Raw genomic sequence first — 14,151 nt, forward strand, 5'->3', positions numbered from 1 at the left:
CGTCGGTCATGCCTGCGCCGCCGCGCTCACCGGCTCGTCCAGTTCCACCGGCAGCCGCTCGGCCAGCAGGTAGTCCATGGCGGCGCGGATGAATCCGGCGAACAGCGGGTGCGGGCGCGTCGGGCGGCTCTTGAGCTCCGGGTGCGCCTGGGTGCCGACGAAGAACGGGTGGACCTCCGCCGGAAGCTCCACGAACTCGACCAGGTGGCCGTCGGGCGAGGTGCCGGAGAACACGACCCCGGCCTTGGCGAGCCGGTCGCGGTAGGCGTTGTTGACCTCGTAGCGGTGCCGGTGCCGCTCGGTGACCTCCCGGCTGCCGTACACCCCGGCCACGACCGAGCCACTGGCCAGCGCCGCCGGGTACGACCCGAGGCGCATCGTGCCGCCCATGTCGCGCTCGCCCGCCACGACATCCTTCTGGTCGGCCATGGTGCTGATCACCGGGTTCGCCGTGTCGTCGAACTCGGCGGAACTGGCGTCGGGGATGCCCGCGAGGTTGCGCGCGGTCTCGATCACCATGCACTGCAGGCCCAGGCACAGCCCCAGGATCGGGATGCGGTTGACCCGGGCGTAGGTGATGGCGCCGATCTTGCCCTCGATGCCGCGCACGCCGAATCCGCCGGGGATGAGCACGCCGTCCACGCCCGCGAGCGCGCCCGCCGCGCCGACCGGGGTCTCGCAGGTGTCCGAGGGCACCCACACGACCTCGACCTTGGCCCGGTGGGCGAACCCGCCCGCGCGCAGCGCCTCGGTGACCGACAGGTACGCGTCGGGCAGGTCGACGTACTTGCCGACCAGCGCGATCCGCACCGTCTCCTTGGGCTTGTGCACCCGGTCGAGCAGGTCGCCCCACACCGTCCAGTCGACGTCGCGGAACGGCAGGCCCAGGCGGCGCACCACGTACGCGTCGAGGCCCTCGCCGTGCAGCACCCGGGGGATGTCGTAGATGGACGGCGCGTCCGGGGCGGCGACCACGGCGTCGGTGTCCACATCGCACATGAGCGCGATCTTGCGCTTGAGCCCGTCGGGGATCTCCCGGTCGGCGCGGCAGACGATCGCGTCGGGCTGGATGCCGATGTTGCGCAGCGCGGCCACCGAGTGCTGCGTCGGCTTGGTCTTGAGCTCGCCGGACGGCGCGAGGTACGGCACGAGCGAGACGTGCAGGAAGAAGACGTTGTCGCGGCCCACGTCGTGGCGGACCTGGCGGCAGGCCTCCAGGAACGGCAGCGACTCGATGTCGCCGACGGTGCCGCCGACCTCGGTGATCACCACGTCCGGCGCGCGGCCGGTGTCGTCCGGCTCGGCCATGGCCCGGATGCGGGCCTTGATCTCGTCGGTGATGTGCGGGATGACCTGCACGGTGTCGCCCAGGTACTCGCCGCGCCGCTCCTTGGCGATGACCTCGGAGTAGACCTGCCCGGTGGTGACGTTCGCGCTGCCGGACAGGCTGCGGTCGAGGAAGCGCTCGTAGTGGCCGATGTCGAGGTCGGTCTCGGCGCCGTCCTCGGTGATGAAGACCTCGCCGTGCTGGAACGGGTTCATCGTGCCCGGGTCGACGTTGAGGTACGGGTCCAGCTTCTGCATGGTGACCCGCAAACCGCGCGAGGTGAGTAGCTGACCCAGGCTGGACGCGGTGAGCCCCTTGCCCAATGAGGAGGCGACGCCTCCCGTGACGAAGACGTGCTTGGTCGTCCGAGCGTGCTGCACCAACGAGGCTCCCGTGGTAGATCCAGGCCATCGCCTAAGCGGGCCGTAGCGGTTGCGGCGACAGGCTGCGCACCCGCCGTTCCACGGGACCTCACGATAACACCAGCTACTTCGGCGGTCGCACGGCCGCTCCGCCGGGTCGCCCCGCGGCGACCCGGCGGAGCGCCGCGGTCACGGCGTCGGCGAGCAGGCCGCGGCGCCGACGACGACCTCGCCGGTGATGCCGGACTCGGGCTGGAAGCGGATCCGCGCCATCGTCAGCGCCATGCTGCCGTCGGGGCGCTGCGGCGTGACGATCTCGTTGAAGGTGACCGTGGCCAGCACCACGCCCTCTGCGGTGGTGATGTCCTGCCGGTGGTTGACCGGCACCGGGTTGGGCAGTTCGCCGAACCCGGCGACGCCGCCCGCTTCCCAGTTCGCGACGGTGCCGTCGCGGGTGGCCGTGCAGCCGACCCGGTAGTAGTCGAAGCCCAGCCGCGGCCCGCCCGCCGGGACCAGCGCCGACAGCCTGAATCCGCGTCCCTTGGCCTCGACCGCGGTCGCGGTGATGTGGTCGCCCGGGTCGACCACGGTGGTGACGCAGGTGGAGTCGCCGCCGCCGAACCGCAGGCCCGGCACGCTGACTTCCGCCGCCGTGTTGGCCGTCGGGCCGCTGAGCGAGCAGACCGCCAGCGGCGCCACCTCGACCGGCGCGCCACCGTCCTGGGTGAAACTCGCCGACCCGATCCCCGCCACGCCCGCGGGCGTGGCAGGCGCCCGACCCGCGCCCCCCGACCGCGTTGTGGTCGCCCCGGCAACGGTCGCGGGAGTCTCCCCCACCTCGGTCATCACCGTGTGCGTGCCCGTGGCCTGGTCCGCGTGACCCGCTGCCGCCAACCGGACAGTCGTCGCCCCGGCGACCGTCGCCGGAGTGTCCGCCTCCCCGGTAACCGCGGCGGGCGGGACCGCGGCCACTGGCGAAGCGGCTGCCGCTGGTAGCGGGCCCGCGGCGAGCGCCGCCGCCGCGATCACACTGAGGACCCGCGCTGCCTTGACCTGTCTCATTCCCACTCCCTTGCCTTCGCAGGCGGAACGCTCTCCCGCCTTCGGCGACATCGGTCGGCGAGAGATCGGAAATAAGCTGGTCAGGGCACCTCCCACTCGTCCGGGACCGGCTTTTACGTCGATCGGGACCCCGCTCGCGGTGCTCACCCGGTGGCGAGTCCGGGAGCGGTCGCCTGGGCGTTGCCCGCACTGCCGTAGCGGCCCGCCTTGCCCACGAGCTGCTCCCCCAGCGCCAGGATCGTCACGATCCGCCCGGCCGGAGTGTCCACGTTGTCCACGGTGGACAGGATGGAGGTCGCGGCCGCGTCGGCGCGGGCGACGCCGACCGCGCCCGAGCCTGCCGCCGAGCCGGAGCGGCCCGCGAGGACCGCGCCGACGCCCGAGCGGTCGACCTGGGTGGCGAACCGGGCGATGGTCGCCGCGCGGTCGCCCGCGCCGTCGCCGGAGGCCGCGCCGCCGGTCACCACGACCACAAGCTGCGCGGGCCGCAGGTCCGGCGAGGCCAGCACGAACCCGCCCTCGGTGAGCCCGGTGAGCGCGGCGGCGGTCTCCTCCGGCGAAACCTGCGGCTGGGTGCTGACCTTGTCGATGAGCAGCAGCGGCCCGAGCAGGCCGCCCGCGAGGGTGCCCGGGTCCGATGCCATCGGAAGCTGCACGCCAGCGGGCAACAGGCGGGTGACGATGTCCTTGAGCTGGTCGGCGCGGTTCTCGTCGGCGAAGGCGTCGGTGAGCCGCAGTTCGCCGGTGACCGTGCCGCCCGCGCTCGCCACCAGGGTCTTGATCGCGTCGCGGTCGGCCGGGTTCGAGTCGGCGGTGCTGACCAGCGCGACGGTGCGCTGGTCGAGGACCCCGCGCACGGCCAGCGGGCCCACGGTCGCGGCGAACGAGTCGGCGTCGGCGAGCCGGGCGTCGAGCCCGTTGCGCTCGGCCTCCAGGCCCGACACCTTGGCGGTCAGGTCGCTGTTGTCGGCGCTGAGCCCGGACAGCAGCGGGCGGCTCAGCGCGGTGGAGCCGAACACGACCCCGGTGGCCAGCGCGAGGAACACCGCGGCGATGGAGATGACGTGGTAGCGCAGCGAGATCACGAGAACAGCCCTCCGAGCCAGGCGACGGTCGAGTTCCAGGTGGCGACGAGCCAGTCGCCGGGCGCTCCGCCGATCCCCGAGACCGCGACCGCGGCCGCGATAGCGAGCAGCGCGGCCACCACCAGCAGCGCCACGGCGAGCGCCGAGACCCGGTTGCGGTGCAGGGCGGCGACGGCCTTGGCGTCGACCAACCTGCTGCCCAGCTTGAGCCGGGTGAGGAACGTCGAGGGGTTGGAGCCGGACCGGCCGCGGTCGAGGAACTCGCGCAGCGTGGCCTGGAAGCCGACGGTGACCACCAGGCTCGCCTCGTGCGTGTCGGCCAGCAGCAGCGCCAGGTCCTCCGCGTTGCCCGACGCCGGGAAGGTGACCGCGCCGACCCCGAGGTCCTGCACCCGGTCGAGGCCGGGCGCGTGCCCGTCGGTCTGGGCGGGCACGACGATCTCGGCGCCGCAGCGCAGCGCCTCGGTGGAGATCCCGTCGGGGTCGCCGACGATGACGTCCGGCCGGTGCCCGGCCGCGCGCAGGGCGTCCGCGCCCGCGTCGACGCCGATCAGCACCGGGCGGTGCTCGCCGAGGTAGCGGCGCAGCCGCTTGAGGTCGGCGACGTGCTCATGCCCCGGCGCGACGACCACGACCTGCCTGCCGCGCACCGGGGTCCGCAACTCGGGCACGCCGACGCCGTCGAGGATCAGCGCGCGCTCGCGGCGCAGGAACTCCATGGTGTTGGCCGAGAACGCCTCCAACTGGGCCGACATGCCCGTCTTGGCCGCGATCATCTGCTCGGCCACCGACTCGGGGGTCTGCTCGGCGCCGCGGGCGACCTCGCGCTCGCCGATGAACACCCCGCCCTCGTGCAGGCGCAGCCTGCTGCCTTCCCGGATCGCGCGCAGCGCGTCCTGCCCGACCCCGTCGATCAGCGGGATTCCCGCGCCGACGAGCACTTCCGGGCCGAGGTTGGGGAACCGGCCGGAGATCGACGGCGAGGCGTTGACCACGCCCGCGACCTCGGCGCGCACCAGGGCGTCGGCGGTGGCGCGGTCGAGGTCGAGTTGGTCGAGGACCACGACGTCGCCCGCCGCGACCCGGCGCAGCAGGTCGCCGGTGCGCCGGTCGACCCGCGCGATACCGGTGATTCCGGGTAGGGATGACCGGGACCGGGTAAGCAATCCGGGGAGCTTCATGGTGCGCATGGTGACAAAGTGGCGGCCGCAAAACGCGCGCGCCACGCCCGCCTTCCCCCTGCCGGGTGATGGCACCAAAGGGTGAATTTTGCCTGACCAGCGGGCCGAGCTGACGAATACTCGCCTCGGGTCAGCGCTTGCGCTTGGGCCGAGGGCGCCCGCTCAGCTCCCAGTCGTGCTTCTCCCCGTCGGCCAGCGCCAACAGCTCCTCGGCGTGCGCGCGGCCGGTCTCGGTGGACTCCATGCCCGCGAGCATCCGGGCGAGCTCGACCACCCGGTCGGTCTCGTCCAGGGTCCGCACATCGCTTCGGGTGACCCCGCCGTGCGTGCCCTTGTCCACGATGAGGTGACGGTCGGCGAACGCGGCGACCTGCGCCAGGTGCGTCACCACGATCACCTGGTGGGTGCGCGCCAGCCGGGCCAGCCTGCGGCCGATCTCCACCGCCGCCCGCCCGCCGACGCCTGCGTCCACCTCGTCGAAGACCAGGGTCGGCACCGGCTCGGAGTGCGCGAGGACGACCTCGATGGCGAGCATCACCCGGGACAGCTCGCCGCCGGAGGCGCCCTTGTGGACCGGCAGCGGCTGCGCGCCGTCGTGCGCGACCAGCAGCAGCTCCACCTCGTCCACGCCGTCCGGTCCCGCGTGCAGGGACTGCCCGCCGACGTCGAGGGCCAGCGCGTCGCCCGCCTCGGCGGGCTTGGGCCGCACGCTGATCTGGATGCTGGACTGGCCCATCGCCAGCCCGCCCAGCTCGTCGGTGACCGCCTTGGCCAGCTCGTCGGCCGCCTCGGCGCGCGCGGCGGTGAGCGCGACGGCGATCTCGGCCAGTTCCGCGGCCAGCGCGGTCTTGCGCGCGGCCAGCTCGCCCAGGGCTTCCTCGGACGTGTCGAGCCCGGAGAGCCGGTCGGCCGCGTCGCGCGCCCAGGCCAGCACGCCGTCAACGTCGGCGGCGTACTTGCGGGTGATCGCCTTGAGCTCGGCCTGCCGGGCCAGCACCCGCTCCAGGGCGGCCGGGTCGGCGTCGAGGCCGTCGAGGTAGGCGGTCAGCTCGGCGCCGACGTCGGTCAGCAGCACGGCCGCCTCGGCGAGCCGGGGCTCCAGGTCGCGCAGCCGGGGGTCGTCGGCCCCGGCGAGCCTGCGCTGCGCCTCGCCGATCAGGCCGAGGGCGCCGGGGATGTCCGGGTCGCCGTCCGGGGAGCCCGCGACGGCGTAGCTCGCGCCGGTGGCCGCCTCGCGGAGCTGGTCGGCGTCGGCGAGCCTGCGGGCCTGGTCGACCAGCTCGACGTCCTCGCCGGGGCGGGGGTCGACGGCGGTGATCTCCTCAAGGCCCAGCCGCAGCATCTCGGCCTCGCGGGCCAGTTCCTTCGCCCGCCGGGTGCGGTCGGCCAGCTCGTTCGTGACCGCCAGCCACTCTTCGCGGACCGAGCGGTAGCGCCCCAGCACGTCGGCGACGGCGTCCCCGGCGAACCGGTCGATCACCGCGCGCTGCTCGGCAGGCCGCAGCAGCCGCAGCTGGTCGTTCTGTCCGTGCACGGCGATGAGCTGCTCGGCCAGGTACGACAGCACCCCGACCGGCACGGACCGGCCGCCCACGTGCGCGCGGGAGCGGCCGTCGGTGGCGACGGTGCGCAGCGCGATCAGGCTGCCGTCCTCGTCCGGCTCCGCGCCCGCGTCGGTGGCCACCGCGGCGGCGGGCGTGCCGGTCAGGTTCTCGAACCGGCCCTCGACCACGGCCTTGGACTTCCCGCTGCGGACCCTGGACGCCTCGCCCCTGCCACCGGACAACAGGTGCAGTCCGGTGACGACCATCGTCTTGCCCGCACCGGTCTCACCGGTCACCACGGTGAAGCCGGGGTGGAGTTCGAGCGTGGCCTCGTCGATGACGCCGAGGTCCTGAATGCGCATCTCGGCTAGCACAGGGCGCACCCTAGCGGCTCCCGGTGACAGCGGTGTCGTGCCGTGCACCGGATCACCGCGACCGCCAGCCCTGGACCGGCAGCGCGAACTTGTCGACCAGCCGGTCGGTGAACCGGTCGTCGCGCAGCCGCACCAGCCGGATGGGCAGCCTGCCGCCCCTGACCTCGATGCGCGCGCCCGGCGGGATGTCGAAGGTGCGCCTGCCGTCGCAGCACAGGACGGCCGGGTGGCCGCCGGGGTCGACCTCGACGGCCACCACGGAGCGCGACGACACCGCCATCGGCCGGGAGAACATGGCGTGCGCGTTGCTCGGCACGACCAGCATCGCCTGCACGTCCGGCCACACGATCGGCCCGCCTGCGGAGTACGCGTACGCGGTGGACCCGGTCGGCGTCGCGCACAGCACGCCGTCGCAGCCGAAGGAGGACACCGGGCGGCCGTCCACCTCGATCCGCACGTCCAGGATGCGCTCGCGGCTGCTCTTCTCCACGCTGGCCTCGTTGAGCGCCCAGGTGTCGGCGAGGACCACGCCGTCGAGGGTGGCTGTGACGTCGACGGTCATCCGGTCCTCGACCCGGTAACCCTGCCGGACCACCAGGTCGACGGCCTCTTCGAGGGCGTCGGACTCGGCCTCGGCGAGGAACCCGACGCGCCCCAGGTTCACCCCGAGCACCGGCACGCCCGCCGGGTGCGCCAGCTCGGCCGCGCGCAGCAGCGTGCCGTCGCCGCCGAGCACGAACACCAGCTCGGTGCCCACCGCCGCGTCCGGACCCAGCGGGACGACCCGGCTGTAGCAGCACGGGTCCAGGTCGGGGGCCTCGTCGTCGAGCACCCGCAGCCGCACCCCGGCCGAGGCGAACCAGCCAGCGACCTTCTCCGCCGTGCGGCGGTTCTCGGTGCGGCCGGTGTGCACCACCAGCAGGATCTCTCGGTCGGTGCTCATCGCGGCCCTTCTCGGACGGCGGTCTCGACCAGCGCCGCCGCGTCGTCCTCGGCCAAGGGGTCGCCTCGGCGCAGCCAGGCGAAGTACTCGACGTTGCCCGAGGGTCCGGGCAGCGGGCTGGCGACCACGCCGTGGGCGCGCAGGCCGAGGTCGCCCGCGGCCTTGAGCAGCCGGGTGACCACCTCGGCGCGCACCTCGGGGCTGCGCACGACGCCGCCGGAGCCCAGGCGCTCCTTGCCGACCTCGAACTGCGGCTTGACCATCGGCACCAGGTCGGCCCCGTCGTCGGCGCAGGCGAGCAGGGCGGGCAGGACCAGCCGCAGCGAGATGAACGACAGGTCGGCGACCACCAGGTCGACCGGCCCGCCGATGTCCTCGGCGGTCAGCGAGCGCACGTTGGTCTTGTCCATCACCACGACCCGCTCGTCGTTCTGCAGCCGCCACACCAACTGCCCGCGCCCCACGTCGGCGGCGACGACCTGGCGCGCGCCGCGGCGCAGCAGGACGTCGGTGAAGCCCCCGGTGGACGCCCCCGCGTCCAGGCACCGCCTGCCCTCGACCGGGATGCCGAACGCGTCGAGCGCGCCGATGATCTTGTGCGCGCCGCGGGAGGCCCAGTTGGGGTCGTCGACGAGGTCGCGCACCACCACGGGCGCGTCGGTCTCCACGCCGGTGGCGGGTTTCGTGGCGACGGAGCCGCGCACGGTGACCCGGCCGTCGGCGATGAGCTCGCTGGCGTGGTCACGGGAGCGGGCCAGCCCCCGGCGCACCAGTTCCGCGTCGAGACGCGCCCGTCTGGGCACCGGTCAGACCTTGTCGATGGAGGCCAGCGCGGCCGTCAACGCGATGTGCACCGCGTCGAACCGCTCCACGTGCTCGGCGACGGGCAGCCGGTCAAGACCGGCGAGCCCGGCGACGGCCGCGTCGATGGCGGCGTCCTGAGTCGGCGACGGCGGCCCGGGAACGGGTCGCGGCCCGGCCGCGTCGAAATCCACCTGCACTCCTCCACGCTATCCGATCGAGGGGCCCGCGCGTGGTCAGCGCGGTCCGGTGAGTCCGAGGACTGCCAGGGCGGGATGCTCGACGGCGAACGCAGGCGGCCCGGAGCCAGCGTCCCACCAGGTCGCGCACAGCGCCCGCAGCAGGTCGAGCGGGTCGCCGTCGCCGCTGACCTCGACCCGCCGGTCGGCGGTGAGCCGGACGTCCCACCCGGCCTTGGGCCCGATCTCCAGGGTGGCCGCGGACTCGGTGATCGCCTGGATGTCCGCCGCGACGTAGGTGGGCCGCTCGTCCGGCCCGGCGCGCACCAGGTCGAGCGCGGTGGAAACCCCCGTCAACACCAGCAGCGAGTCGGCCCCGACAACCGCCGCGCCCGCGATGTCGGTGTCGAGCCGGTCCCCCACCACCAGCGGCCGCTCCGCCCCCGCGGAGCGGATGGCCTCGGTCAGCAAAGGCGCGGCGGGCTTCCCGGCGACCAACGGCTCCCGGTCGGTGGCGACCCGCAACGCGGCCACCAGCGACCCGTTGCCCGGCAGCAGCCCCCGCTCGGTCGGCAGCGTCCGGTCGACGTTGCACGCCACCCACAGCGCCCCAGCGCGAATGGCGACGGCGGCCTCGGCGAGATCCCGCCAGGCCAGCTCGGGGGAAAGCCCCTGGAGCACGGCTTGGGTGCCGTCCCCGTGCGCCCGCACCGGCACCAGCCCGACGGCGGCCACCTCGGCGGCCAGGGCATCGGTGCCGAGCACCAGCACCTCCGCGCCAGCGTCGAGCCGCTGGGCGACCAGCGCGGCGCCCGCCTGGGCACTGGTGCTGACCTCGCCTGGCTGAGCGGCGATGCCGAGACCGGTGAGGTGGGCAGCCACCGCCAGCGGCGCTCGGGAGGCGTTGTTGGTCACGAACCGGACGACCACCCCGCGCTCCCGGGCGACGTCGAGGGATTCAGCCGCCCCCACCACCGCCTCGCCACCGCGATAGACGGTGCCATCGAGGTCGGCGAGAACGGCGTCGTAGAGGTCGAGCAGACGATCACTCATCGCGCCGCTTGACCGCCCCGTCGTCGGTTTTGCCCACATCTTCGCCGGCCACCGACACCTCGTCTTCACCAACGGCGGGCTTGCCTGCGTCACCCAGGTCATCCCCCACCCGCCCGGCAGCACCGGACTCGGCAGCACCGGACTCGGCAGCACCGGACTCGGCAGCACCGGACTCGGCAGCACCGGACTCGGCAGCGGGACCAGCGACCTGGTCCGCTGAGTTCGGTGAGTCCTCGGCGGGCGAAGCGGCGGGGTCGCGGACAGGTTCGTCCGTGACCGCGGCCTGAGCGTCCGCGGTCGTCTCGGTGGGCTCGGCGGCGTCCTCGGCGGCGCAGGCGTCCTGGGTGACGTCGTCCTCGATTTCGAGGGTTTCACCGGGCAGGGCGGCGGCGATCTCCGACTCGTCCGCGCCCAAGGTGAAGGCACGCTCGGCCGCGTCGGTGTCCTCGTCGTCGTCGGCCTGGGCTGCGTGCAGGAACCAGCGGATGGCCTCGTCGGTCCGGCCCGCGGCTTCCAGGTTGTCCGCGTAGGCGTAGAACAGCCGCGCGCTCCACGGGTCCCGCCGCTTGGGATCGAGGTCGGGCCCCTGCAAACTCACCACCGCGGCGTCCAGCTGCCCCATGTCCCGCCGCGCGCCCGCGGTCACGATGCGCAACTCCACTGCGACGTCCGCGGGCAGGTCCTTGCCTGCTTCCCTGGCCAGTTCCAGGGCCCGCTCCGGCCGCCCGAGGGCACGCTCGCAGTCGGCCATCACCGCGATATGGGCGTTGCCGCCACTCATCCGCCGCACGGCCCGCAGCTCGGACAGCGCCTCAGCCCACTCCCCAGCGTGGTACGCCGTCAGCCCCGCGGCTTCCCGCACCACCGCGACCCGCGACGCGCGCTCCCGCGCATACCGCGCGTGCACCAACGCCCGCTCCGGATCCTCGTCGACCAGCATCCCGGCCGCGACCAAGTGCCGCCCCACCAGTTCGGCCAGGGACTTGGGCAGACTCCGCAGCCCCGCCCGCGCCTCGACGTCGAGCGCGCTGTAGTCCGCGCCCTCCGGCACCGGAGGCCCACTCAGCACCGGCGCGACATCCCGCTCGTCCCGCCGAGGCCCGCCTCGGCCATCCTCACCGCGAGCGCCACGCGAGTCCTCGCGCCTACCGCCGCCCCGAACGTCATCCCCCGGACGCCCCCGGCCGTAGTCGCCCCGACTGTCGCCACCGTCACGCCCGCGCGAAACACCAACCCGGGCATCCGCACCGCGGCCGGTCCGAGCATCCTCGCCTCGACGCCCACGCGACTCATCGCCCCGGCTGCCCTGAACGTCGCCGCCCGCACGCCCACGCGATTCGTCACCCTCGCTACCCCGGGCACCCTCCGCCAAGTCCGCACGCGACTCGTCACCCCGGCTGCCCTGAACGTCGCCACCCGCACGCCCACGCGACTCATCGCCCTGGCTGGCCGGAGCACCTTCGACCGAGTGCGCACGCGGCTCGTCGCCCTGCTCGCTCCGGGCGTTCTCGCCCTGAAGTCCACGCGGCTCATCGCCCCGGTGACCGCGTGACTCATCGCCCCAGTTGTCCGGAGCGTCGTCACCCTGGCGTCCCAGGTCGTCATCGGTGTCGCGGGCTTGTGAGCCTTCGGCTCGGGCCGCGGTGCTTTCCGAAACTCCCGCACCTCGGTCGCCGCGCCCGTCGCGGTGGGAGCCGTCCCGCGCGTCTTCGCCCGAACTGGTCCGCTGGTCATCGCCGCGCGAGTTGTCAGTCGCGTCGTCGGTGGTGCGGGTCGTCTCGCGGCCCCCTGCACGGGAGGGCTGCTGGTCGCCCGCGTGCGGAGTTGTCCGCTCGGTGGTTTCCGTGGCGTCTGGCCCGGGGGCATCCGAACGCCGAGGCGTCACCTCGGCAAACCGGGCCTGCTCAGTGGACTCGGGCCGCTTGCCGGACCGGCCCTCCGCGAAATCCTGGCCCGACCGGTCCGAGTAACGGGAACCGGCACGGTCGCCACCATCGCGGTAGCCGCTCGCGCGGTCGTCCTTGCGCTGGTAACCGCCCCGATCGGCACTCTTGCCGTACGGCCGGTCGCCACCATCGCCACGGGGGTAGCCGCCCTTGCCCGGGGTGTCCCGACGCTGAGATCCGCCTCGGTCGTCGGACTGGCGACTCGGCCGGTCGGAACGGAACCCAGGCTTACCGCCACGGGAGCCCGCCCCGGACCGGTCAGCCCCGCCAGCCCGATAGCCACCAGACGAACCGGAACGGTCGGAGCGGTAACCACCGGCGTCCCGATCGTCCGAGGAACGCTGACCACGCGAGTCACGGTCTCCCGAGGACGCCCGGTCCGATCGGTAGCCACCGGAATCCCGCCCGCCCCCGGACCGGTGACCGCCAGTGCCGCCGGAACGGTCACTTCCGGAATCACGGCCACCAGCGCCGCCACGGTAACCGCCAGAGTCGCGACCGCCAGAACTTCCACGCTCAGCGCGGTAACCACCGGACTCACGGCCGCCACCGGAAGAATCGCGGTCGGAGCGGTACCCCGATTCACGCGCGCCTCGACCGGCGTCGCGGCCGCCGGAGGCTCCGCGATCAGAGCGATACCCGCCCGAGTCCCGACTGCCAGACGAATCCCGGTCCGAGCGGTGACCGCCCGAGTCACGACCGCCGGAAGTGCCCCGGTCAGAGCGGTAGCCCGCGGACCCACCGCTGCTGCCGGACGAACCCCGGTCGGCGTTGTGGCCGCCGGAACCGCGCCCGCCAGCCCCCCGGTCCGAGCCATAACCGCCAGAAGAACCGCGATCAGACCGGTAACCAGAGGATTCACGGCCACCCGACGAATCCCGGTCCGAGCGGTAACCACCGGAAGAACCACTACTAGAAGAACTACGGTCAGACCGGTAACCACCGGAATCGCGACTGCCTGAAGAATCCCGGTCGGAACGGTAACCACCAGAAGTCCCGCCGGACGAACCACGGTCGGAACGATAGTCACCGGAAGTGCCACTACCGGAGGAACTGCGGTCGGAACGGTAGCCGCCCGAGTCGCGACCACCAGAACCGCCGCGGTCAGAACGGTAACCGCCGGACGCGCTGCCCGATGAGCCACGGTCAGAACGGTAGCCACCAGAGGTTCCACCGGACGAACCTCGGTCGGAGCGGTAGCCGCCTGAAGCGCCACCGGAGGAATTGCGGTCCGAACGGTAACCACCAGAAGTCCCGCCCGACGAACCACGGTCGGAGCGGTAACCACCGGAAGTGCCACTGCCGGAGGAACTGCGGTCGGAACGGTAGCCACCGGAATCACGGCTGCCCGAGGAACCGCGGTCAGAGCGATAGCCGCCGGACGCACCGCCGCCAGAGGAACCTCGGTTGGGGTTGTGACCACCGGAGTCGCGGTTTCCGGACGAGTCGCGGTTGGGGCGGTAGCCGCCGGAGTCGCGGCTGCTGGGGGCGCCGTTCTTGGTGCGGAAAGTGTTGGGTTTGCGGTCACCGGAGGCGCCGCGGGAAGGCGTGGCGCCTCGGGAGTCCCGGTCGCCCGCCGTGTCGCGGTCCGGGCGGTAGCCGCCTCGGGGGTCGCGGTCAGAGGGGGCGCCTCGGTAGCCGCCGCGGTCGGTGCCGGTGGTGCGGTTGGGGGCGGAGCGGAAGCCGCCGCGGTCCCGGTTGGCGGAGGTGGGGCGGTAACCGCCTCGGTCGTTGGCGGAGCCGCGGTTCGCGGAGCGGCCGGAGCCGCCCTCCTGGGCGTCGCCCCTGCGGTTCGCTCCGCCGCCTGGCTCGCCTCTGCGGTCGCCGCCGCTGTTGTTGCCGCGGTCCGTGCCGCCTCGTCGCCCGAACTCCGACACCGTGATCCTCCCGCGTGCGGATTACCCGCAACATACTCCAACGACACCGAAGGGGCCTGTGGTCAGGTACACGCTTCGCGTGCCCCACCACAAGCCCCTTCGGGAATGATTGTCCGGCGGCGTCCTACTCTCCCACACCCTCACGAGTGCAGTACCATCGGCGCTGGCAGGCTTAGCTTCCGGGTTCGGGATGGGACCGGGCGTTTCCCTACCGCTATGACCGCCGTAACACTATGAAACAAACACAACCCTCAACCCCGACCCAACCCGAAAAACAGGGATGGTGGGGGTGGTTGGTGTCTCAGACACCACACAGTGGATGCGTAGCATTTTTGTAACAAGCCCTCGGCCTATTAGTACCAGTCAACTCCACCCGTTACCAGGCTTCCATCTCTGGCCTATCAACCCAGTCGTCTA

Annotated in this window: 11 protein-coding genes and 1 rRNA gene; all 12 read right to left on the reverse strand. The window is 73.1% G+C overall.

Annotated features, from left to right (window positions below; genetic code table 11):
* Positions 1-6: 6 nt before the first annotated feature.
* The 12 genes from BLS56_RS26510 to rrf all read right to left on the reverse strand — a co-directional run bounded on the left by BLS56_RS26510 (position 7) and on the right by rrf (position 13,962).
* Positions 7-1,707, reverse strand: a complete 1,701-nt coding sequence (locus tag BLS56_RS26510; protein ID WP_091456265.1) for a CTP synthase — start codon at positions 1,705-1,707, stop codon at positions 7-9.
* Positions 1,708-1,878: 171 nt separating this feature from the next.
* Positions 1,879-2,751, reverse strand: a complete 873-nt coding sequence (locus BLS56_RS26515; RefSeq protein WP_228771959.1) for a hypothetical protein — start codon at positions 2,749-2,751, stop codon at positions 1,879-1,881.
* 143 nt (positions 2,752-2,894) lie between these two features.
* Positions 2,895-3,836 (reverse strand): copper transporter, encoded by a 942-nt coding sequence (locus BLS56_RS26520; protein ID WP_091456269.1) that lies wholly within the window; start codon positions 3,834-3,836, stop codon positions 2,895-2,897.
* The gene (steA, locus tag BLS56_RS26525) at positions 3,833-5,017 is read right to left on the reverse strand and encodes a putative cytokinetic ring protein SteA (protein WP_091456318.1); all 1,185 of its coding nucleotides are present in this window, start codon (positions 5,015-5,017) and stop codon (positions 3,833-3,835) included. Before steA ends, BLS56_RS26520 begins: the two co-directional genes overlap by 4 nt.
* Positions 5,018-5,147: 130 nt before the next feature.
* On the reverse strand, positions 5,148-6,923 hold the full coding sequence (recN, locus tag BLS56_RS26530) for a DNA repair protein RecN (RefSeq protein ID WP_091456319.1): 1,776 nt from the start codon (positions 6,921-6,923) through the stop codon (positions 5,148-5,150).
* A gap of 64 nt (positions 6,924-6,987) precedes the next feature.
* On the reverse strand, positions 6,988-7,878 hold the full coding sequence (locus BLS56_RS26535; protein WP_091456271.1) for an NAD kinase: 891 nt from the start codon (positions 7,876-7,878) through the stop codon (positions 6,988-6,990).
* Positions 7,875-8,681: a TlyA family RNA methyltransferase gene (locus BLS56_RS26540; RefSeq protein ID WP_091456274.1), complete on the reverse strand. Its 807-nt coding sequence runs from the start codon at positions 8,679-8,681 to the stop codon at positions 7,875-7,877. Before BLS56_RS26540 ends, BLS56_RS26535 begins: the two co-directional genes overlap by 4 nt.
* A gap of 3 nt (positions 8,682-8,684) precedes the next feature.
* Complete coding sequence (locus BLS56_RS26545) at positions 8,685-8,873, reverse strand: hypothetical protein (protein ID WP_407640554.1); 189 nt, start codon at positions 8,871-8,873, stop codon at positions 8,685-8,687.
* Between the two features lie 42 nt (positions 8,874-8,915).
* Positions 8,916-9,911, reverse strand: a complete 996-nt coding sequence (locus BLS56_RS26550; RefSeq protein ID WP_091456280.1) for an HAD-IIA family hydrolase — start codon at positions 9,909-9,911, stop codon at positions 8,916-8,918.
* Positions 9,904-10,980 carry a tetratricopeptide repeat protein gene (locus BLS56_RS26555; RefSeq protein ID WP_194957337.1) on the reverse strand — a complete coding sequence of 359 codons (1,077 nt, stop codon included), beginning with the start codon at positions 10,978-10,980 and terminating at the stop codon, positions 9,904-9,906. The genes BLS56_RS26550 and BLS56_RS26555 overlap by 8 nt, the downstream gene beginning before the upstream one ends.
* Complete coding sequence (locus BLS56_RS30980) at positions 10,974-11,255, reverse strand: hypothetical protein (RefSeq protein WP_139191012.1); 282 nt, start codon at positions 11,253-11,255, stop codon at positions 10,974-10,976. The genes BLS56_RS26555 and BLS56_RS30980 overlap by 7 nt, the downstream gene beginning before the upstream one ends.
* A gap of 2,590 nt (positions 11,256-13,845) precedes the next feature.
* Positions 13,846-13,962, reverse strand: a 5S ribosomal RNA gene (gene rrf, locus BLS56_RS26565).
* Positions 13,963-14,151: the final 189 nt, after the last annotated feature.

The sequence above is a fragment of the Actinokineospora iranica genome (assembly GCF_900101685.1).
Classification (GTDB): domain Bacteria; phylum Actinomycetota; class Actinomycetes; order Mycobacteriales; family Pseudonocardiaceae; genus Actinokineospora; species Actinokineospora iranica.